This is a genomic window from Aeromicrobium wangtongii (assembly GCF_024584515.1).
In the GTDB taxonomy this organism is placed as follows: Bacteria; Actinomycetota; Actinomycetes; order Propionibacteriales; family Nocardioidaceae; genus Aeromicrobium; species Aeromicrobium wangtongii.
In genome coordinates this window covers 987,745-1,007,148 of record NZ_CP102173.1, presented here as the reverse complement: position 1 = coordinate 1,007,148, position 19,404 = coordinate 987,745, and the positions used below count along the sequence as shown (strand labels likewise).

The 19,404-nt window shown below is 70.4% G+C and carries 19 protein-coding genes and 3 tRNA genes; 12 read left to right on the top strand and 10 right to left on the bottom strand.

Annotated elements, in window-relative coordinates:
- Window positions 1-44: 44 nt before the first annotated feature.
- The 3 genes from NQV15_RS05150 to NQV15_RS05140 form a co-directional block, all read right to left on the bottom strand.
- Window positions 45-1,688 carry a GTPase gene (locus tag NQV15_RS05150; RefSeq protein ID WP_232398531.1) on the bottom strand — a complete coding sequence of 548 codons (1,644 nt, stop codon included), beginning with the start codon at window positions 1,686-1,688 and terminating at the stop codon, window positions 45-47.
- Entirely contained in the window at window positions 1,685-3,400 is a 1,716-nt protein-coding gene (locus NQV15_RS05145) for a P-loop NTPase family protein (RefSeq protein ID WP_232398530.1), read from the bottom strand. Before NQV15_RS05145 ends, NQV15_RS05150 begins: the two co-directional genes overlap by 4 nt.
- A gap of 102 nt (window positions 3,401-3,502) precedes the next feature.
- The gene (locus NQV15_RS05140; protein WP_232398529.1) at window positions 3,503-4,690 is read right to left on the bottom strand and encodes a PrsW family intramembrane metalloprotease; all 1,188 of its coding nucleotides are present in this window, start codon (window positions 4,688-4,690) and stop codon (window positions 3,503-3,505) included.
- A gap of 68 nt (window positions 4,691-4,758) precedes the next feature.
- Here NQV15_RS05140 and NQV15_RS05135 point away from each other — a divergent pair.
- Window positions 4,759-4,832, top strand: a tRNA-Arg gene (locus tag NQV15_RS05135).
- Between the two features lie 14 nt (window positions 4,833-4,846).
- On the opposite strand, the gene NQV15_RS05130 is transcribed toward NQV15_RS05135, so the two are convergent.
- Window positions 4,847-5,707 (bottom strand): LysR family transcriptional regulator ArgP, encoded by an 861-nt coding sequence (locus NQV15_RS05130; RefSeq protein ID WP_232398528.1) that lies wholly within the window; start codon window positions 5,705-5,707, stop codon window positions 4,847-4,849.
- A gap of 71 nt (window positions 5,708-5,778) precedes the next feature.
- On the opposite strand from NQV15_RS05130, the gene NQV15_RS05125 reads away from it, so the two are divergent.
- Window positions 5,779-6,396, top strand: a complete 618-nt coding sequence (locus tag NQV15_RS05125) for a LysE/ArgO family amino acid transporter (RefSeq protein WP_232398527.1) — start codon at window positions 5,779-5,781, stop codon at window positions 6,394-6,396.
- 102 nt (window positions 6,397-6,498) lie between these two features.
- On the opposite strand, the gene NQV15_RS05120 is transcribed toward NQV15_RS05125, so the two are convergent.
- A complete protein-coding gene (locus NQV15_RS05120; protein ID WP_232398525.1) occupies window positions 6,499-7,287 on the bottom strand; it encodes a DsbA family protein in 789 nt (262 codons plus the stop codon).
- A 118-nt stretch (window positions 7,288-7,405) separates the two neighbouring features.
- Here NQV15_RS05120 and orn point away from each other — a divergent pair, with 118 nt between their 5' ends.
- Window positions 7,406-8,017 (top strand): oligoribonuclease, encoded by a 612-nt coding sequence (orn, locus tag NQV15_RS05115; protein ID WP_232398524.1) that lies wholly within the window; start codon window positions 7,406-7,408, stop codon window positions 8,015-8,017.
- Window positions 8,018-8,111: 94 nt separating this feature from the next.
- Window positions 8,112-8,187: transfer RNA gene (locus NQV15_RS05110), tRNA-His, on the top strand.
- A 145-nt stretch (window positions 8,188-8,332) separates the two neighbouring features.
- On the opposite strand, the gene katG is transcribed toward NQV15_RS05110, so the two are convergent.
- From katG to glpK, 5 genes are all read right to left on the bottom strand, one after another.
- Entirely contained in the window at window positions 8,333-10,600 is a 2,268-nt protein-coding gene (gene katG / locus NQV15_RS05105; RefSeq protein WP_232398523.1) for a catalase/peroxidase HPI, read from the bottom strand.
- Window positions 10,597-11,061, bottom strand: a complete 465-nt coding sequence (locus NQV15_RS05100) for a Fur family transcriptional regulator (protein ID WP_232398522.1) — start codon at window positions 11,059-11,061, stop codon at window positions 10,597-10,599. Before NQV15_RS05100 ends, katG begins: the two co-directional genes overlap by 4 nt.
- 55 nt (window positions 11,062-11,116) lie before the next feature.
- Window positions 11,117-11,908: a DUF4097 family beta strand repeat-containing protein gene (locus tag NQV15_RS05095; RefSeq protein ID WP_232398521.1), complete on the bottom strand. Its 792-nt coding sequence runs from the start codon at window positions 11,906-11,908 to the stop codon at window positions 11,117-11,119.
- Complete coding sequence (locus tag NQV15_RS05090) at window positions 11,905-13,650, bottom strand: glycerol-3-phosphate dehydrogenase/oxidase (RefSeq protein ID WP_232398520.1); 1,746 nt, start codon at window positions 13,648-13,650, stop codon at window positions 11,905-11,907. Before NQV15_RS05090 ends, NQV15_RS05095 begins: the two co-directional genes overlap by 4 nt.
- Before the next feature lie 62 nt (window positions 13,651-13,712).
- Window positions 13,713-15,224: a glycerol kinase GlpK gene (gene glpK, locus NQV15_RS05085; protein ID WP_232398519.1), complete on the bottom strand. Its 1,512-nt coding sequence runs from the start codon at window positions 15,222-15,224 to the stop codon at window positions 13,713-13,715.
- A 30-nt stretch (window positions 15,225-15,254) separates the two neighbouring features.
- Here glpK and NQV15_RS05080 point away from each other — a divergent pair, with 30 nt between their 5' ends.
- The 8 genes from NQV15_RS05080 (at window position 15,255) to NQV15_RS05045 (ending at window position 19,401) form a co-directional block, all read left to right on the top strand.
- Window positions 15,255-15,920, top strand: coding sequence for a histidine phosphatase family protein (locus NQV15_RS05080; RefSeq protein ID WP_232398518.1), 666 nt, complete (start codon window positions 15,255-15,257; stop codon window positions 15,918-15,920).
- Window positions 15,921-15,994: 74 nt separating this feature from the next.
- The gene (locus NQV15_RS05075) at window positions 15,995-16,195 is read left to right on the top strand and encodes a hypothetical protein (protein WP_232398517.1); all 201 of its coding nucleotides are present in this window, start codon (window positions 15,995-15,997) and stop codon (window positions 16,193-16,195) included.
- Window positions 16,195-17,706: a phytoene desaturase family protein gene (locus NQV15_RS05070; RefSeq protein WP_232398516.1), complete on the top strand. Its 1,512-nt coding sequence runs from the start codon at window positions 16,195-16,197 to the stop codon at window positions 17,704-17,706. Before NQV15_RS05075 ends, NQV15_RS05070 begins: the two co-directional genes overlap by 1 nt.
- Window positions 17,707-17,753: 47 nt before the next feature.
- Window positions 17,754-17,826 (top strand) — tRNA-Lys (locus NQV15_RS05065).
- Window positions 17,827-17,934: 108 nt separating this feature from the next.
- Window positions 17,935-18,561: a GyrI-like domain-containing protein gene (locus NQV15_RS05060; protein WP_232398515.1), complete on the top strand. Its 627-nt coding sequence runs from the start codon at window positions 17,935-17,937 to the stop codon at window positions 18,559-18,561.
- Window positions 18,558-18,899 carry a TraR/DksA family transcriptional regulator gene (locus NQV15_RS05055; RefSeq protein WP_232398514.1) on the top strand — a complete coding sequence of 114 codons (342 nt, stop codon included), beginning with the start codon at window positions 18,558-18,560 and terminating at the stop codon, window positions 18,897-18,899. The genes NQV15_RS05060 and NQV15_RS05055 overlap by 4 nt, the downstream gene beginning before the upstream one ends.
- A 57-nt stretch (window positions 18,900-18,956) precedes the next feature.
- Window positions 18,957-19,217 (top strand): TFIIB-type zinc ribbon-containing protein, encoded by a 261-nt coding sequence (locus NQV15_RS05050; RefSeq protein WP_232398513.1) that lies wholly within the window; start codon window positions 18,957-18,959, stop codon window positions 19,215-19,217.
- 70 nt (window positions 19,218-19,287) lie between these two features.
- A complete protein-coding gene (locus NQV15_RS05045; protein ID WP_232398512.1) occupies window positions 19,288-19,401 on the top strand; it encodes a TraR/DksA family transcriptional regulator in 114 nt (37 codons plus the stop codon).
- Window positions 19,402-19,404: the final 3 nt, after the last annotated feature.

Here is a 19,404-nt window from a genome sequence, read left to right as displayed (position 1 = left end):
TGGGCGCCGCTCCACGGCGGTTCAGGCGCCGGACGCCCGAGGCCTCAGCCCAGCGCTGTGAGGATGCCCGCGCGGTACCGGTCGTAGGCCGCCAGCTCGGCCTCGATGGGTCCGACGACCCGCTCGCCGGCCACCGTGTCGATGTCGGCACGCAGCGCCGCATCGACCCGCGCGGCCTTGCGCCGAGCGCTGACGCCCGCGGCGTACCGCGACAGCACGCTCACCAGCAGACCGCCGACGAGCGCCCCGATCGCGACCACGGCGGCCACCGGCAGCGGCCCGACCGACCCCAGATCGGGCAGGTCGGCGGAGACGAGGGATGCGATGCCCTGCACCACGAGCCAGACGAGTCCCAGGACCAGCGCGACGACGGCCACGATCTGGACGATCTGCACGATCTTCCACCACGTGGCCGGCTTGGCGGCGTCGGCGGTCGTCGCCTGGATCCGGGCGTCCAGCTCGTCGACGACGTCCGTGCCGGCCGGGCGGGCCGCATCGCGGACGGCGTCGCGCCACGGGCGCGCGAGCCCTTCGGAGGCCCGCTCCGCGAGATCGCGGACGGCCAGGTCGACGCCGGAACGCTGCACGCTGCCGGCACGGGGCACCCCGGAACCGCTCGCCCCGGCGGGGTCAGCATCCGCTCGCAGGTCCTGCATCGGGTCGTCGCCGAACCGGCCCAGCCAGCGCATCACCGGCCAGTCGGTGTGGGCCGCGGCCCGTCGGCGCGTCGACGCCTCGACACCGTCGACGACCTGTGGCAGGCCCGCGCACTCGACGAGGGCCTCGTCCAGCGCCCGTCGGTCGTCCTGGGTGATCCCGGGCGCCTCGGCGGAGCCGCCGACCCGGGCCATGGCGCCCGCGGCGGCGGCGATGTCGGACGCCAGCCGGGCCTTCGCGGAGGACTTGGCGCGGATGCGCGCCGCCAGCTCACGCTTCAGCTCGTCGACCCCGTCGCCACGGGTCGCGGAGACGCCGATGACCGGCACGTCCGGCAGTCCCTCGTCGGCGAGGATGCGCCGGACGTCGGACAGGGTGCGCTCGCGCTCCTCGAACGGGATGCGGTCGATCTGGTTGAGCACGACCAGCGTCACGTCGCTGTACGAGGCCATCGGGCGGATGTACCGGTCGTGGATCGCGGCGTCGGCGTACTTCTGCGGGTCCAGGACCCACACGAGCAGATCGGCGTGCGCGATGAGCCGGTCCATCTCCAGGTGGTGCGACACCTCCGTGGAGTCGTGGTCGGGCAGGTCCACCAGCACGAGCCCGTCGAGCTTGGTGTCCTCCGTCGACTGGTCGAGCATGCTCATGCGGGAGATCTGGTGACGCGCCGGGATGCCCATCCACTCCAGCAGCCCCTGGGCGCCGTCGGGTCCCCACGAGCAGGCCAGTGCCCAGGAGGTGGTGGGACGGCGCACGCCGACGCCGGCCAGCTCCAGATCGGTCAGCGAGTTGAACAGGGATGACTTGCCCGATCCGGTGGCACCGGCCAGCGCGACGATCGTGTGCTCGCCGGACAGGGTGAGCCGCTGCGAGGCGTGATCGGTCAGCGTCTCGGCCTGCGCCACGACGTCGTCGTCGATGCGCCCGCGGCCGGCCTCGACCGCCTGGGTCAGGCCGTCCAAGCGCTGCGCGACGTCATTGCGTCCGCCGTCGAACACGGCCTCGGGGGCGGTCGCGGGGCTGGTCATGACGTCGTCTCTCCATTCAGGAAGTCGGCATGCCGGGCGTACTCGGCCCGGCGGGCGGACTCGCGCACTGCTGCCTGGTGGGTCTTGAGACTGTCGGGCGACTCGACCGCCGTGAGGAAACGCAGCTGCTCGCTCTCGAACAGCGCCGCCGACCGCAGCTCCAGATCGGTGTGCACGGAGTCCAGCAGCTCGTCGACGGTCTCCGCGCCGAAGACGGCGTCCAGCAGCTTGCGTCCGGCGGCCACGGTGCTGTCGGTGGTCGTGGGGTCGGCATCACGCGCCAGCATCACGACCATCAGCGCCGCGGCGACGCCCTGGGCGCCGAGGGCCAGGAAGGTCCCACTCATGCGCTTGTCGGCACCCTGTGCCCGGACGAGCTCGTCGACGCCTTGGCGCCAGTCGTGCACGATGCGCTCGGCCCTGACCCGGAAGTCCGGCGCGGCCCGAGTCAGGCCGGGATGGGCGTCCAGCACGGCGCGGCCGGAGTCCGTCGTGCCCCAGCTGCGGGAGACCTGCTCGGCCGTGGCCTCGGCTCGCTCCGTCAGCAACGACCGCAGGGCGCTCTCGGTCGCCTCGACGAGCTCGGTGGACCGGGTCCGCTTGCCCGTCATGCCGCCGACGAAGCGGTCACGGATGCGACTGACCTTCTCCTCGACCGAGCTGAGCAGCTCACCGGTGCCGACGAACTCGCGCCAGGTCGCGAGGATCTCGCCGCGCAGCAGCGTGCCGTCAGCGGTGCGCGCCGACACGTCCTCGAGCACCGAGCGGTACGGCCCCTCGACCGCGCCGTCCAGCGTCTGGGCGATCTCGATCTGGGCGTCCATCGCATCGGCGACGTCGTGGGTGCGGAGCACGAGCTGCCGGACGGCGCCGTCAAGGGTGCGGTGCACGACCATCTGGCGGGCGTCGGGGTCTGCCGCGAGCTCCTGCAGCCAGCCGATCATCGAGGAGACGGCCTCGACGGGCAGCAGCCCGTCGGCATCCAGGCTGCACTCCGGGACCGTGAACAGCGGGGAGTCCGACAGCCCGCGTGACGTCATCATGCGCGCGAGGTGCCCACGGACCTCCATGAGCGCCTCGTCGCTGGTTCGGTCCAGGACCACCGCGACGGACGTGCTGCGCTCTGCCGCGTGCCGCAGGTGGTCCCACGGGACCTGGTCGGCGTAGCGGGCGGCGGAGGTCACGAACAACCACAGATCGGCGGCTGCGAGCAGCTGGGTCGCCAGGTCACGATTGCCCTTGTCGATCGAGTCGACATCGGGCGCATCGAGGATCGCCAGCCCCTTCGGGATGTTGGTCGTCGACGCGAGCCGCAGCCCATAGGTCTGGTTGCCGGCCTCTGTCGTGCGCGGCAGATCGGGCAGGATGCGATCGGGACGGAACCACTCGGCGTCGTCGGGATGGTGGACCAGCACGGGCGAGCGGGTCGTCGGCCGCAGGACGCCTGACTCGGTGACGCGCTCGCGCACGAGCGAGTTGACCAGGGTCGACTTCCCGGCCCCGGTCGATCCGCCGACCACCGCGAGCAGCGGGGCGTCCAGCTGGACGAGCCTGGGCAGGATGTAGTCCGACAGCTGGTCGACGATCCCGGACTGGATCGAGCGCACGTGCTCGACGCCATCGGTCTCGAACCGCAACGGGGCGTCGCGGACGCTCAGCAGCAGGGAGCTCATGGCCGCCAGGAGCTCGGCCGAAGCGTGGTCGCCGGGCACGATGAGCTCCTCTCGTCGACGTGATCCTGCAGGGGCGGGGTGTACGCACAGATTAGTCGACTCCGGACCACCCCGGCGCCACCGCACCCTGGGACTGGCGGGTCAGTAGTGACGGGCCGTCGTGTGCAGTGCCGGCGGCAGGTGCAACGCGGGGCGCAGCGCGTACATCGCGTCGAGCAGCGCGTAGGTGCGTTCGACCCCGTGCGGCTTGTGACGCCCGCTCATGAGGGCGTCGTGCAGGAAGGCCATCTCGGTCGCGAGCTGCTGGTACTGCTTGACCACCTGGCCGGCCGGCTTGCCGTAGTTGTTGCGGGCGTAGCGCCGGGCCGCCTTGCGGTACCCGAAGCGGGACAGGTACGGGATCTCCGCCGGGTGGATCCAGCCGCGGTCGGCGACGTACGACAGCGATCGCTCCAGGACGCGGACCTGCCGCACCCGTACCACGATCGCCACGACCGCCACCGCCAGCAGCAGCGCCGCGAGGACGAGATAGGCCAGCACGAATCCGGTGCCGTTGTCGGGGCCGTAGCTCAGCGAGCCGTTCCACAGACCGTGCAGGCCGATGCTGACAGCCAGGCCCACCAGCACGATCAGCACCCGGACCACCTTCGAGCGGCGGTTCACGGCCAGGCCGATCGCGATGCCGAACGCGGTGGTGAACAGCGGGTGCGCGAACGGGCTGAAGATGCCGCGCACGACGAAGGTCGTCGTGACACCCTCCGATCCGGCGATCGCGATGTCGGGCGAGCCGAGGTAGCTCGCGGCGTAGTAGCCGATGTTCTCGACGAAGGCGAAGCCGATGCCGACGATCCCGGCGTAGATGATCCCGTCCAGCACGCCGTCGATGACCCGCCGGGCCCGCACGAACGTCAGCAGCAGGAACAGGCACTTGGCCGGCTCCTCGGCCAGCGGCGCGACGAAGGACGCCGTCGCCTCGTCACTGAGGTCCCAGTAGTTCTGCGCCCAGACCTCCACGGCCAGTGCGATGGCCACCGCGACCACGCCACCCCAGACGAAGGCCGCGAACTTGTACCGGCGCGGCTCGGGCTCGTAGCGGTCGAGCCACCAGTAGACCAGCCACAGGAACGGGATCGGGATCATCGCGTAGAAGATCGACAGGCCCGCGCCCTCGGCGTCCCCGGCGCTCTGCGAGATGACCACTCCCCCGACGACGCCGGCGACGGCGATCAGGACGAACAGGACGATCAGTGCCGTGCGCCCACGTTGCCGGAACGGCTCGCGGTAACGCGTCGGCGCGGCCGGGGGACGCACGGCGGTCGCTTCTGTCACCCGCATCATCGTAGGGGATCACGGCGCTGCGTCGACCCGATCGCGCACGCCGATAGTGTTGGACCTGCGCGCCCGTAGCTCAGCTGGATAGAGCAAGAGCCTTCTAATCTCTAGGTCGCAGGTTCGAATCCTGCCGGGCGCACTCTCGTGGGGTTGTCAGAGCAGGTGGTCCGCCGCGGCCTCGCGGATCGCGGCGGCGACCGCCTCCAGCGCTGGCGTCTGCAGGGTCCACTGCTGCCAGTGCAGGACGACGTCGACGTGCTGGCCCGGGTCGATCTCGACCAGGTCCCGCCCGGACGACTGCTCGCGCGGCAGGACCGCCCAGCCCAGGCCGAGGGCGACCGCCTCGGCGAAGTCCGCCGACGCAGGGACATGGTGGCGCGGCGGGTGGAGCCGACGCCGGGACCGCCGCCTCAGGTAGCGATCCTGCAGGTCGTCGGTGCGGTCGAACACGACCATGGGCGCCCGGGCCAGCGCGTCGACCGTGACTCCCCCGGCGAACCACCGCTCCACGAAGGCCGGGGTGGCCATCGGCCGGTAGCGGGTCACCCCCAGGCGGGTCGACCGGCAGCCCTGCACCGGCTCGACGACCGAGGTGATCGCCCCCATCACGGTGCCCGCGCGCAGCAGGTCGGCGGTGCGGGACTGGTCGTCGCGGTGCAGGTCGAAGCAGATGCCCGCCGGCAGGGTCGCCAGGGCCGGCAGCACCCAGGTCGCCATCGAGTCCGCATTCACCGCGATCGGCACCGTGACCGGTCCGGGCTCTGCGGCCGTCGTCGCGGTGGTCGCCTCGCGGATGAGTCCGTCGACCTGGCGCGCCAGCCGCAGGTACACCTGCCCGGGCGCAGTCACCGTGGTCGGCTTCGTGCGCCGGACGAGCACCTGACCGGCCGACTGCTCGAGGGCCTTGATGCGCTGGCTCACGGCGGAAGGAGTGACGTGCAACGCGGCTGCCGCCGCCTCGAACGAGCCCTCATCGACCACCGCGGCGAGCGCGCTCAGCTGACCCAGATCCATGTGAAGCAACGCTAATGCAGATCAACGAACATTCGCTGGTTTTCATCGCGTGCGAGCCCTAGATTTGCCGCGTGACCCACACCGCCGCCCTTGCGCTCGCCTCCGGACTCGGCTTCGGCCTGTCGCTGATCATCGCGATCGGCGCCCAGAACGCCTTCCTCCTGCGTCAGGGCCTGCTGCGCGAGCACGTGCTCCCGGTCGTCGCGGTGTGCTCGGTGTCGGACGTGATCCTGATCGCCGCCGGTGTCGGCGGACTGGGTTCCCTCCTGGACGCGGCACCGTGGCTCGTGGACGTCATGCGCATCGGCGGCGCGGTGTTCCTGCTGGTCTACGCCGCCCTGGCGGCCCGTCGGGCGCTGCGCCCCTCCGCGATGGCGGCCGAGGAGGCTCGCTCGGGGACGTCGTTGTGGCCCGTGGTGACCACGGCGATGGCGCTGACCTGGCTCAACCCGCACGTGTACCTGGACACCCTGGTGCTGCTCGGGTCGGTCGCCGCCACCCACGGCGACGACCGGTGGTGGTTCGGAGCCGGCGCGATGACCGGCAGCATCGTGTGGTTCACCGCGCTCGGGTACGGGGCGCGCCTGCTGCGGCCGGTCTTCGCGCGTCCCGTGGCGTGGCGCGTCCTCGACGCGCTGATCGCCGTCGTGATGGTCGCGATCGCGGCGACCCTCCTGCACGGCCTCTGAACCGCTGCGCTGGGGAAACCGGCCCAGACACACAGCAGCCGCCGTCGACGCCGGACCGTGCTGGTCCTGGACGTCGCGGGGCTGCCTGCTCGGGCGCTGGCCCTACTTCTTCTTGGCCGCGTCGATGGCCTTCTGGATGTCGGCGACCGTGGCGATGGTGTTGTCCGCGCCGCTGACGTCCTTGCCGTCGACGCGGATCGTCGGGGTGCCGGAGACGCCGTCCTTCTGGCCCTTCTCGCGCGCATCGTCGATCCAGCGGGCGAAGGTCCGCTTCTTGATGCAGCTGTCGATGCCGGTGACGCCGGCCTGCTTCGCGAAGTCGATCAGCTCGGCGTCATCGGGTCCGGGTCCGCCCTCCTGGGGCTGGTTGGCGAACAGGATGTCGTGGTACTCCTCGAACGCCTTGGCGCCGGCCTCGTTGTAGACGCACACGGCGGCGTTCCAGGCACGCTGCGAGTACTCGTTGGTGCTCTGACGCAGCAGGAACGAGAAGGGGCGGTACTCCAGCTCGATCTCGCCGCTCGCGACCGCGCCGGCCAGGAACGGGCCGGCCGTCTCCTCCAGGGCACCGCAGCCGGGGCACAGGAAGTCCTCGTACAGCACGACCTTCACCGGCTTCGGCGCATCGGCCGCAGGCGCCGTGCCGGTGGCCGCCTCCTGGTTGTAGACGATGCCGTAGTCCTTGGTGACGTCCTTGGGCACGGTGAGCTTGGTCTCGACCTTGTTGTCGTCGCTCGCGGCCTTGATGCCCCAGGCGCCGACGGCGATGAGCGCGATCACGACGACCACGATCGCGACGGTGATCAGGTTGCGCTGCTTGCGATCGGCCTTCTCGCGTTCCTTGCGCATCTGCTCGGCGCGGGCTGCTCGCTGCTGGCGTTCGTTGCTCACTGACGTCTCCTGGCTCGGGGCGGTCACCATGTGGACCAACGCGGCTCAGTCCGCAAAGGTTCCAGTTCAGCGTACCGGCCGGATCGCGGCGTCCCGGCGCTGGACTAGTGTGCGATGGGTGAATGACAAGCTGGTGTGGATCGACTGCGAGATGACCGGACTCTCCCTCGAGACCGATGCCCTGGTCGAGGTGGCGGCGCTCGTCACCGACTACGACCTCAACGTGCTGGGCGATGGCGTCGACCTGGTGATCAAGCCGCCGCAGGCCGCGCTCGACCAGATGAACGACTTCGTGACGCAGATGCACACGACGTCGGGCCTCATCACCGAGCTAGAGAACGGGCTGAGCCTGCGTGAGGCCGAGGAGCAGGTGCTGACCTACGTGCGCGAGTTCGTCAAGGAGCCGCGCAAGGCGCCGATGGCCGGCAACACGATCGGCACGGACCGCACGTTCCTGGCCCGGGACATGACCGAGCTCGAGGGCTGGCTGCACTACCGCGTCATCGACGTGTCCTCGATCAAGGAGCTGTCGCGCCAGTGGTTCCCACGCGCATACTTCGCCGCGCCCGCCAAGGGCGGCCGGCACCGCGCACTGGTCGACATCCAGGAATCCATCGAGGAGCTGCGCTACTACCGGCGGGCGGTCTTCACCCCCGAGCCGGGCATCGACTCCGACACCGCCAAGGCGATCGCCGCCGAGGTCGCGGGCTCGGTCACCGGCCAGTCCTGACGGCCACCGGGCTCGGGGGTGACCCGGTCGTGACCACCCCGAGGCCTGCGTTAGACTCTTTCTCGCCGTGTCGGGCGCATGCCCGGCACGCGTGGTGGGTGTAGCTCAGCTGGTAGAGCACCGGCTTGTGGTGCCGGTGGTCGCGGGTTCAAGTCCCGTCACTCACCCCACAAGGATGGCCCGGAACCGATTCGGTTCCGGGCCATTGCTCTGTCCGCTCCCCTGCGTTCGGAGAACGACAGCGTGCTGATGAAAGACAGGCCCGGCCCCCGAACTCTCGTTCGGGGGCCGGGCCTGTCTGATGTGGCCTGAGGATCAGGCCAGGTCGAACCGGTCGAGCTCCATGACCTTGGTCCAGGCAGCCACGAAGTCCGCGACGAACTTCTCGCGGGCGTCGTCGGACGCGTACACCTCGGACAGGGCCCGCAGCTGCGAGTTCGAGCCGAAGACCAGGTCGACCGCGGTGGCGGTCCACTTCAGCTCGTCGGTCGCCGCATCGCGGATCTCGTAGACGTTCTCCTGCGACTCCGACGCCTTCCAGCGCGCACCCGGTGCGAGCAGGTTGACGAAGAAGTCGTTGGTCAGGACGCCCGGGCGGTCCGTGAGGACGCCGTGCTGCGCGCCGTCGACGTTGCCGCCGAGGGCACGCATGCCGCCGACGAGCACCGTCATCTCCGGAGCCGTGAGGTCCAGCATGTAGGCCCGCTCGACGAGCTGGGTCTCGGGCGAGAGCTTGTCGGCTGCGCGCAGGTAGTTGCGGAAGCCGTCGGCCCGGGGCTCGAGGACCTTGAACGAGTGGACGTCCGTCTGCTCCTGCGTGGCGTCGCCACGGCCCGGGTGGAACGGCACCGTGATCTCGACGCCGGCGTCCTTCGCGGCCTTCTCGACCGCGGCGTTGCCCGCCAGGACGATCAGGTCGGCCATCGAGATCTGCGCGCCACCGGCGGCGTTGAACTCGCTGCGGATGCCCTCGAGCGTCTCCAGGACCCGGGCGAGCTGCTCGGGCTGGTTGACCTCCCAGCTGCGCTGCGGCTCCAGGCGGATGCGGGCACCGTTGGCGCCGCCGCGCTTGTCGGTGGACCGGAACGTCGCGGCCGACGCCCAGGCGGTGCCGATCAGCTCGGAGATCGTCAGGCCGGACTTCAGGACCGTGGCCTTCAGCGACGCGATGTCCGCGTCACCGACGAGCTCGCCCTCGGGAGCGGGCACCGGGTCCTGCCACAGCTGCGGCTCGGGAACCCAGGGACCGAGGTAGCGGTCGATCGGGCCCATGTCACGGTGCAGCAGCTTGTACCAGGCCTTGGCGAACGCGGTCGAGAACTCGTTCGGGTTCTCCATGAACCGGCGCGAGATCTTCTCGTACTCGGGATCGAAGCGCAGGGCCAGGTCGCTGGTCAGCATCGTGGGCTTGCGCTTCGGCGAGTCGGCCGCGGGGCCGGGGACGATGTCCTCGGCGTCCTTGGCGACCCACTGGTAGGCGCCGGCCGGGCTCTTGGTGAGCTCCCACTCGTACTTGAACAAGAACTTGAAGAAGTCGTTGCTCCAGCGCGTCGGCGTCGAGGTCCAGGTGACCTCGAGACCGGACGTGATGGCGTCGGCGCCCTTGCCGCTGCCGTACTGGCTCTTCCAGCCCAGCCCCTGCTCCTCCAGCGGAGCAGCCTCGGGCTCGGGGCCGACCAGGTCGGCGTCACCGGCACCGTGCGTCTTGCCGAAGGTGTGGCCGCCGGCGATCAGCGCGACGGTCTCCTCGTCGTTCATCGCCATGCGGGCGAACGTCGCGCGGATGTCGCGCGCCGAGGCGAGCGGGTCGGGGTTGCCGTTGGGACCCTCGGGGTTGACGTAGATCAGACCCATCTGGACCGAGCCGAGGGCCTCCTCGAGCTCACGGTCGCCGCTGTAGCGCTCATCGCCCAGCCAGGTGTCCTCGGGGCCCCAGATGATCTCCTCGGGCTCCCAGACGTCCTCACGACCGAAGGCGAAGCCGAAGGTCGTGAAGCCCATGTCCTCCATGGCGACGGTTCCGGCGTAGACCAGCAGGTCGGCCCAGGAGATCTTCTGTCCGTGCTTCTGCTTGACCGGCCACAGCAGGCGCCGCGCCTTGTCCAGGTTGGCGTTGTCGGGCCAGCTGTTGAGGGGCGCGAAGCGCTGGTTGCCCTCGCCGGCACCGCCACGGCCGTCGAAGATGCGGTAGGTGCCGGCAGCGTGCCAGCTCATGCGGATGAACAGGCCGCCGTAGTGGCCGAAGTCGGCCGGCCACCAGTCCTGCGAGGTGTTGAGCACCTCGACGATGTCGCGGCGCAGCTCGGACAGGTCGAGCTTCTTGAACTCCTCGGCGTAGACGAAGTCAGGGCCGAGCGGGTTGGCCTTGGACGAGTGCGCGTGCAGCACCGACAGGTCGACCTGGTTGGGCCACCAGTCCTTGTTGGTGCGGGGGCGTCCACCGGTCTTGGGCGTCGGCGAGTCGATCGCCGGGTTCTCGCTCTCGCTGCCGTGGGCAGCCGCCGAGTCGTGCATGACCGGGCATCCCGCCTCGGTCTTGCTGTCGATGCCCTGGGGGCTCTCCGGGGTCTGGCTGTCGTTCATCTGATTCCTTCCGGGCTGGCGGTTGCGTGCAGAGTGCGTGATGCGGTGGCCGCGCACCGGGGGCAGGTGCCCCAGTACACGACCTCCGCCTCGTCGATCACGAAGCCGTGATCGACCGAGGCGGTCAGACAGGGGGCGTGACCCACGGAGCAGGCCACGTCGGCGATGTCACCGCAGGAGCGGCACACCACGTGGTGGTGGTTGTCCCCGACGCGGCCCTCGTAGCGAGCCGCTGAGCCGGCGGGCTGGATGCGCCGCAGGATCCCGGCGTCGCTGAGCGCGCGAAGGATGTCGTAGACCGCTTGGTGCGACACGGTCGGCTGATGGGCTCGAACCAGGTTGATCACCGTGTCGGTGTCAGCGTGCGGATGCTCGTGCACGGCGGCGAGAACGGCCAGCCGCGGACGCGTCACGCGAAGCGAGGCCTCCCGCAGCTGGGTCTCGAAGTCGGGGATGAGCACGCCCCCACCCTAGCCGATTTACTTGAATGGATCAAGATTACGCAGCGTCGGTCTACTAGCTCATCGCCAGCGAGATGTCGCCGCTGCCCGTCCGCGCCCGCACGAATCCCTCGCCCTTGTCGTCCGACTCCAGGCCCGAGGACACATCGCCCGAGCGCGACTCCGTGGTGACCGCATACGTCCGCTTGCCATCGATCATCGTCGCCGAGACGTCGCCGCTGCGGGACGTCATCTTGACGCCGTACGGCTGCTTCGCGAACGCCGCGGAGATGTCGCCCGAGGTGGTCGTCACGTCCAGCTCGTCGAGCTTGAGCCCCAAGCCGGTGAAGTCGCCGTCGGCGCTCTGGACCTTCAGCACGCCCGCCGCGATGTCCCGCACGGCGACGTCACCGGTCGTGGTGCGGACCACGACGGGAAAGCCCTTGGGCAGCTCGAGGGTCGCCTCGACCCCGCAGCCGGGGTTGAGCCATTCCTGGCAGCCGGCGACGAGCTTGATCACGTCGCCGCGCCGGCCGACCTGGAAATCGGTCTTGCGCAGGCCGCTGGTGACGTCGGCGCGCACCCGCACGATGCCCGGGCTGCCCTGCACGAGGCGCACATCGGCCGAGCCGGCGTCGATCACGATCTGCGCCGGATCGTCCAGCGCGATGTCGGTCGTGGACGTCGTGGTGCCGCGCTTGAGCAGGGAGACGCCCAGCACGAGCCCTCCGACGACCGCGACCGCCAGGATCGTGCCCACCACGGTCAGCAAGGTGCGGGACGCCGGCGACCGGACGTCGTAGTCCGCGACGAGCTCCTCGCCGGCGTCGGTCCCCTCGATGTCGATGTTGTCGGTCCTGTCGGTCATTCCTGAACCTCTCCGGCGCGCGTCGACACGGGGACGACGTCCTCTGCACCCATGCGAGCGGCGTCCGCCGTCTCGTCGTCTGGCATGGTCTGGCTCTCGCGCTCAGCCTCGACCCGCTTGAGATAGTGATCCACCTCGTTGGCACGCTGCTCGCCCGACCACCCGAGCACGCCGCCCATCAGCTCGGCGACCTCCGCTGCGCAAGAGGTTCCCCGGTCGAACGTCTCGATCGAGATCCGGGTGCGGCGGGCGATCGCGTCGTCGAGGTGCCGGGCACCCTCGTGCGTCGCGGCGTAGACGATCTCGGCCCGCAGGTAGTCGTCGGCGCCGGTCAGCGGCGCGGCCAGGTCGGGTCGCTGCTCGATCAGGTCGAGCACCTCGTCGATCAAGGAGCCGTACCGGCCCAGCAGGTGCTCGATGCGTCCGACCCCCAGGCCGCTGTCCCGCGCGATCATGTGCCGCTGGTTCCACAGGGCCTCGAAGCCGTCCGCACCCAGCAGCGGGACGTTCTCGGTGACCGACGGCGGCGCGTGCCGGTCCAGCTGGGTCGACAGGCCGTGCGCCGCGGCGTCGATCGCGTCCTTGGCCATGACCCGGTAGGTCGTGTACTTGCCGCCGGCGATGACGACGAGCCCCTTGACGCTCGTCCCGACGGCGTGCTCACGCGACAGCTTGCTGGTCGCCTCGTCCTCACCGGCCAGCAACGGCCGCAGACCGGCGTAGACGCCCTCGACGTCCTCGTGCGTCAGCTGCTCGGTCAGCACGCTGTTGACGTGGTCGAGCAGGTAGTCGATGTCGCTGCGGCTCGCGGCCGGGTGGTCCTTGGACAGTGACCAGTCGGTGTCCGTCGTCCCGATGATCCAGTGCCGCCCCCACGGGATGACGAACAGCACGGACTTCTCCGTGCGCAGGATCAGCCCCGACTCGCCCCGGATGCGATCACGCGGCACCACCAGGTGCACGCCCTTGCTGGCCCGGACGTGGAACTGGCCGCGCTCCCCCGCGAACGACTGGGTCTCGTCGGTCCAGACACCGCTGGCGTTGACGACCTGCTTGGCGCGGATTTCGAACTCCGTGCCCGACTCCAGGTCCTTGACCCGGGCGCCGACGACGCGGTCGCCCTCGCGCAGCAGGCCGATGACACGGGTGCGGCTGGCGACGTGGGCACCGTAGGCCGCGGCGGTGCGGGACAGGAACATCGTGTGCCGGGCGTCGTCGACCTGCCCGTCGTAGTAGTGGATCGCGCCCACCAGGGCGTCCTTCTTGAGAGCCGGCATCATCCGACGCGCACCCCGGCGCGTGAGGTGGCGGTGCAGCGGCACGCCCTGGCCGTAGCCGGAGGCCTTGCTCATCGCGTCGTACAGCGCGACGCCGGAGCCGGCGTAGAACCGCTCCCAGCCGCGGTGGGTCAGCGGGTACAGGAAGCCGACCTCGCGGACCAGGTGCGGGGCGAGCTTCTGCAGGCTCAGGCCACGCTCCTTCAGCGCCTCGGCCACCAGCCGGAAGTCCAGCATCTCCAGGTATCGCAGGCCGCCGTGCATCAGCTTGCTCGAGCGGCTGGACGTGCCGGAGGCGAAGTCGCGCGCCTCGACCAGCCCGACCGTGAGACCCCGCGTCACCGCGTCGAGGGCCGAGCCACCGCCCACGACTCCGCCGCCGATGACCAGGACGTCGAGCGGGGTCGACGCCATGGCGTCGAGCGCAGCTCGACGGTTCTCGGGAGAGAGGGCGACGGGACGCATGGGCTCAGTCAATCAGTACGCGGCCGACGCGGCGAACGGCCGGGATGTGACATTGCCGAGCCTCAACCGACGTCGACCCAGCCCAGGGTCCGCTCGACGGCCTTCTTCCACTCGGCGTGGCCGGTGTCCCTCTGCTCGGGCGTGGACGTCGGCTCCCAGCGCATCGACTCGTTCCAGTTCGCGACCAGCTCGTCCGTGCTCGACCAGAAGCCCACCGCGAGCCCCGCGGCGTAGGCGGCGCCGAGCGCCGTGGTCTCGGCCACCACGGGACGGCTGACCGGGACACCCAGGATGTCGGCCTGGATCTGCATGCACAGCTCATTGGCCGTCACTCCCCCGTCGACCCGGAGGATCTCCAGGTCGAGGTCGGCATCGGCGATCATCGCGTCGACGACGTCACGGCTCTGGTAGCAGATCGCCTCCAGCGCGGCCCGTGCGATGTGCGCGACGCTGTTGTAGCGCGACAGGCCGACGATGACCCCGCGCGCGTCCGAGCGCCAGTACGGTGCGAACAGGCCGGAGAACGCCGGGACGAAGTAGACGCCGCCGTTGTCGTCCACGCTCGCCGCCAGGCCCTCGGTCTCGGCCGCGGCCTTGATGAGGCCCAGCTGGTCACGCAACCACTGGATGGCCGAGCCCGTGACGGCGATCGAGCCCTCCAGCGCGTAGACCGGCGGTGCGTCGCCGAGCTGGTAGGCCACGGTCGTCAGCAGGCCGTTGCTGGACCGGACGATGTCGGTGCCGGTGTTGAGCACCAGGAAGTTGCCGGTGCCGTAGGTGTTCTTGAGCTCGCCGGGCTGGAAGCACACCTGGCCCACCAGCGCCGCGTGCTGATCGCCCAGGTCCCCGGCGATCGTGACCTCGCCGCCGAACGGGCCGTCCGCGCTCGTCGTGCCGTAGACCTCCGAGGACGACCGGATCTCGGGCAGCATCGAGCGCGGCACGTCGAACAGGGCCAGCAGCTCGTCGTCCCACTGCAGCGTCTCGATGTCCATCAGCATCGTGCGGCTGGCGTTCGTGACGTCGGTCAGGTGCAGGCCGCCGTCGGGGCCACCCGTGAGCCACCAGATGAGCCAGGTGTCGATCGTGCCGAAGATCGCGTGGCCCGCCTCCGCATCGGCGCGGGCGTCCTCGACGTTGGCCAGGATCCACTGGATCTTGCTGCCCGCGAAGTAGGTCGCCGGGGGCAGGCCGGAGCGGTCGTGGATCAGTGCGCCCGCATCGGTCTTGTCCAGTGCGGAGATGACGGTGTCCGTGCGGGTGTCCTGCCAGACGATCGCGTTGTAGTAGGGCTGACCGGTGCGCCGGTCCCACACGACGGTGGTCTCGCGCTGGTTGGTGATGCCGATCGCCACCAGGTCGTCGGCCGTGATGCCGGCGCGGCCGAGCGCGCCCTCGACGACGTCCTGGGTGGCCTCCCAGATCTCGTGCGGGTCGTGCTCCACCCAGCCGGCCTGCGGCAGGATCTGCTCGTGCTCGAGCTGGTGACGCGCGACCTCGTGGCCGTCACGGTCGAAGATCATGAACCGCGTGCTGGTCGTGCCCTGGTCGATCGCGCCGACATACTCCGCCATGCCGCAGACCCTATCCGTACGCTCGGGGGCATGCGCCTCATCCTGATCCGCCACGGCCAGACCCCCGCCAACGTCGAGGGCATCCTCGAGTCGAGCGTCCCCGGCCCGGGGCTGACCGAGCTCGGCCAGCAACAGGCCGAGGAGCTGGTGATGGCCCTCTCCGGGGACACGATCGATGCCCTGTTCGTCTCCTCCATGATCCGCACGCACCTCACGGCGGCGCCCCTGGCCGCCGCCCGTGGGCTGGAGCCGATCGTCCGCCCGGGCCTGCGCGAGATCTCGGCAGGCGATGTGGAGGGCAACCGCGACGACGCCTCGGTCCACCAGTACGTCTCGACCCTCCTGACCTGGTGCGACGGCGACCTACACGTCCGCATGCCCGGCGGCGACACCGGCGAGGAGGTCATCGCCCGCTTCGACGAGGTGGTCGCGGAGGCCGAGGCCATGGAGGTCGGCACCGTGGCGCTGGTCAGCCACGGCGCGATGATCCGCGCGTGGTGCGCGGCACGCACGACCAACGTCGACGCGGAGTTCATCCACAACCACTACGTCGTGAACACCGGCATCGTGGTCGTGGAGGGCTCCAGCGCGCGCGGCTGGGAGGTCGCCGCCTGGCTCGGCCAGTCGGTCAGCGAGGCCGCGGCCCGCGGTGTCGCGTCCGATCACAGCCCGGCGTCCGAGCCCCTCGAGGACTGAGGTCCGCGCGCTCGATCCCGGTCGGTTCCGGCCCGGCCCTTGACACCTACAGGCCGTCAGCACATGCTGACGGAATGGAGACTGGCATCCGGGACGACGACGGCAATGTCGTGCACGAGCTCGCCGCCGTCGCGCAGGCCAAGGTCGAGCTGGCACGCCGCGAGGAGGTCGCCGTCCGCCGCGGCCGCCACGCAGGACTGTCATGGGCCGAGATCGGCACCCTGCTGGGCGTGACCCGGCAGACGATCCACCGCAAGTACCGAGGGGTGGGCTGATGACAGATCACGACGTCATCATCGTCGGCGGCGGACACAACGCCCTCGTCGCTGCCACCTATCTGGCCCGCGCCGGCAAGGGCGTCGTGGTGCTCGAACGGCTGCCCCACGTCGGCGGCGCCGCCGTCAGCGCACAGGTCTTCGACGGCCTGGAGGCGCGGCTGTCGCGATACTCCTACCTGGTCAGCCTGATGCCCCAGCAGCTGATCGACGAACTGGGCCTGCGCCTCGAGCTGCGCTCCCGCGACACCGCCTCGTACACCCCGTACGACGGGGGCGGCCTGCTGGTGGAGACGGCGCCGGGCGAGGCGACGCGCGAGTCGTTCCGTGCCCTGACCGGCTCGGACGCCGAGCTCGCGGCGTGGGAGCAGTTCTACCGCGAGCTCGCCGGGCTGGCCGGCGTCATCGCGCCGACGCTGCTGTCCCCGCTGCCCCACATCGGCAACCTGCGGGACCTCAGCGAGATGGGCATCTGGACCGATGTCGTCGACGAGCCCATCGGCGCGGCCATCGAGCGACGGTTCTCCCACGACCTGGTCCGCGGTGTCGTGGCCACCGATGCGCTGATCGGGACGTTCGCGTCGCTGCACGACCCGTCGCTGATCCAGAACCGCTGCTTCCTCTACCACCTGATGGGCAACGGCACCGGGGAGTGGCGGGTGCCCGTGGGCGGGATGGGCGCCGTGACCGGCGAGCTCGAGCGGGTCGCGCGGGAGGCAGGGGCCACGATCCTGACGGGGCACGGGGTCACGTCCGTCGTGGCGGGCGCCGACTCGGTCGTCGTCGCTGGAGACGGCTTCGAGATCACGGGCGACTGGCTGCTCAGCGGCGTCGCGCCCTACGTCCTGGCCGGGCTGATGGGCGAGCCGCTTCCCGCCAAGCCGTCCGGCTCGCAGTTCAAGATCAACCTGCTGGTCTCCCGCCTGCCGCGGCTGAAGTCCGGCATCGACCCGGCCGTCGCCTTCGCCGGCACGCTGCACATCGGCGAGTCGATGCAGCAGCTCGAGACGGCGTACGCCGAGGCGGCCGCGGGCCGGCTGCCGGCACACGCGGCCGGCGAGCTGTACTGCCACACCCTCACCGACCGGTCGATCTTGGGCCCCGGGCTCGCCGCCTCCGAGGCGCAGACGCTGACCTACTTCGGCCTGCACACGCCCTACGAGGTGCTGCCCGGCCGGGACGAGGCTGAGCGTGCCTATGTGCAGTTCGTCACGGCGATCGACCAGCATCTCGCCGAGCCCATCGAGCCGCTGATCTGTGGGATGGAACACAAGACACCGGCCCAGATCGAGGAGTCGCTCGGGATGCCCGGCGGGCACATCTTCCACGGCGATCTGCAGTGGCCCTGGCTGGAGGAGGGCGAAAAGCCCCGCCATCCCGCCGAACGCTGGGGCGTCGCGACGGGCCACGAGCGCGTCCTGCTGTGCGGCAGCGGCGCTCGCCGCGGCGGCGCGGTGAGCGGCATCGCCGGCCACAACGCGGCCCACGCCATCCTGGATTATGACTCGTGAACGGGGCCTGCTAACGTTCTACTCGCTTCGCGGCCAGCGGTCGCAAGGCGGCATTAGCTCAATTGGCAGAGCAGCTGACTCTTAATCAGCGGGTTCGGGGTTCGAGTCCCTGATGCCGCACTGCAAAGGCTCCATTCCTCGCCGAATGGGGCCTTTGCTCTTTTCCGGGCCGGTCCGTGCGGGGCGGTGCTGTCATGCTGGACCCGGACGCGCCCCGGGAGGCTGAGGATGGCCGACAAGACCGACTTCAAGAAGACACTGGCGAGCTACCGCGCACCGCGCGGCCGCTTCGAGATCGTGGACGTGCCCGCGCTGACGTACCTGATGGTCGACGGCCGCGGCGATCCGAACACGTCGCCCACCTTTGAGGAAGCCGTGCAGGCGCTCTACCCGGTCGCCTACGGGCTCAAGATGACCAGCAAGCGCGAGCTGGGGCGCGACTACGTCGTCCCGCCCCTGGAGGCCCTGTGGTGGGCCGACGACATGGCGGCGTTCACGACGGCTCGGGACAAGTCCCGGTGGAGCTGGACACTGCTGCTGATGGTGCCCGACTGGATCGGTGCCGATCTGTTCGCAGCGGCGGTCCGGCGAGCCGCCGCGAAGGACGGCCGCTCGGCACGCCTCGATGACATCCGGTGGGAGACGCTCGCCGAGGGCCGGTGCGTGCAGACGCTGCACATCGGGTCGTTCGAGGACGAGACGCCGGTGCTGGCCCGGATGCACGAGGAGTTCATCCCCGCACACGGGCTGCGGATGACCGGCAGGCACCACGAGATCTACCTCAGCGACTTCCGCAGGACCGAGCCGGCCAGACTGCGCACGATCCTGCGCCAGCCCGTGGTCGACGCCGCATGACCCAGCCCGGCGACACCGCTGATCGTCTGGACACCGAGGCAACAGCGGCACGTGCACTGCTGGACGGTCTTCGGCGCGACTTCACCGGCATCGTGGATGCGTCCGCGAACTCCAATGCCGACGACGAGCACGATCCCGAGGGCTCGACGATCGCCTTCGAGCGCTCACAGGTGACCGCCATGATCGACCAGGCCGAGCGCCGGCTGCGCGAGATCGCTGCCGCTCGGGCCCGGCTCGACGCCGGAACCTACGGGCTGTGCGAGGTGTGCGGCGAGCCGATCGCTGCCGCGCGGCTCGAGGCGCGTCCGACCGCGCGGACCTGTGTCGCCTGCAGCTGACCGCCCCCGGGAACTTCGCGCCCACGAATGCAGTTGGAGGGGTGAAGGAGGAACCACATGAAGTGTCCGACAGACGGTGCCACCCTCGTCATGAGCGAGCGTTCCGGCATCGAGATCGACTACTGCCCGGACTGCCGCGGCGTCTGGCTCGACCGGGGTGAGCTGGACAAGATCATCGACCGCGCGGCGGCCGACGTCCCTGCCGCTCCGCGCCCAACACAGGTCGCCGAGCCGTACCGCGACGACCGCCGCCGGCCCGAGCAGATGCCGTACCGACGCAAGAAGAAGGACCACTGGCTGTCCGAGCTGTTCGACTGAGCGCCCGGCGGACGCGGCCCGATGGCACCTCGCCGGATGACTCTCGAGAAGCATCACCAGGGAGCTGACGATGACCCGGCTCCACGCCGGTACCTACGGCCGGTGCGAGAGCTGCGGCGAGGTCATCGCCGCAGCCCGCCTCGAGGCGCGTCCGACCGCGCGCAGGTGCGTGGCCTGCGCCTGAGCA

Excerpts from the sequence above, each read along its gene's own strand:
- glpK (WP_232398519.1), bottom strand. The coding sequence starts at position 15,224 with ATGGCGGAGTATGTCGGCGCGATCGACCAGGGCACGACCAGCACGCGG.
- NQV15_RS05130 (WP_232398528.1), bottom strand. The coding sequence starts at position 5,707 with ATGGATCTGGGTCAGCTGAGCGCGCTCGCCGCGGTGGTCGATGAGGGC.
- NQV15_RS05060 (WP_232398515.1), top strand. The coding sequence starts at position 17,935 with ATGGCCGACAAGACCGACTTCAAGAAGACACTGGCGAGCTACCGCGCA.
- katG (WP_232398523.1), bottom strand. The coding sequence starts at position 10,600 with ATGAACGACAGCCAGACCCCGGAGAGCCCCCAGGGCATCGACAGCAAG.
- NQV15_RS05095 (WP_232398521.1), bottom strand. The coding sequence starts at position 11,908 with ATGACCGACAGGACCGACAACATCGACATCGAGGGGACCGACGCCGGC.
- NQV15_RS05050 (WP_232398513.1), top strand. The coding sequence starts at position 18,957 with ATGAAGTGTCCGACAGACGGTGCCACCCTCGTCATGAGCGAGCGTTCC.
- NQV15_RS05070 (WP_232398516.1), top strand. The coding sequence starts at position 16,195 with ATGACAGATCACGACGTCATCATCGTCGGCGGCGGACACAACGCCCTC.
- NQV15_RS05055 (WP_232398514.1), top strand. The coding sequence starts at position 18,558 with ATGACCCAGCCCGGCGACACCGCTGATCGTCTGGACACCGAGGCAACA.
- NQV15_RS05150 (WP_232398531.1), bottom strand. The coding sequence starts at position 1,688 with ATGACCAGCCCCGCGACCGCCCCCGAGGCCGTGTTCGACGGCGGACGC.
- NQV15_RS05075 (WP_232398517.1), top strand. The coding sequence starts at position 15,995 with ATGGAGACTGGCATCCGGGACGACGACGGCAATGTCGTGCACGAGCTC.
- NQV15_RS05090 (WP_232398520.1), bottom strand. The coding sequence starts at position 13,650 with ATGCGTCCCGTCGCCCTCTCTCCCGAGAACCGTCGAGCTGCGCTCGAC.
- NQV15_RS05080 (WP_232398518.1), top strand. The coding sequence starts at position 15,255 with ATGCGCCTCATCCTGATCCGCCACGGCCAGACCCCCGCCAACGTCGAG.
- NQV15_RS05045 (WP_232398512.1), top strand. The coding sequence starts at position 19,288 with ATGACCCGGCTCCACGCCGGTACCTACGGCCGGTGCGAGAGCTGCGGC.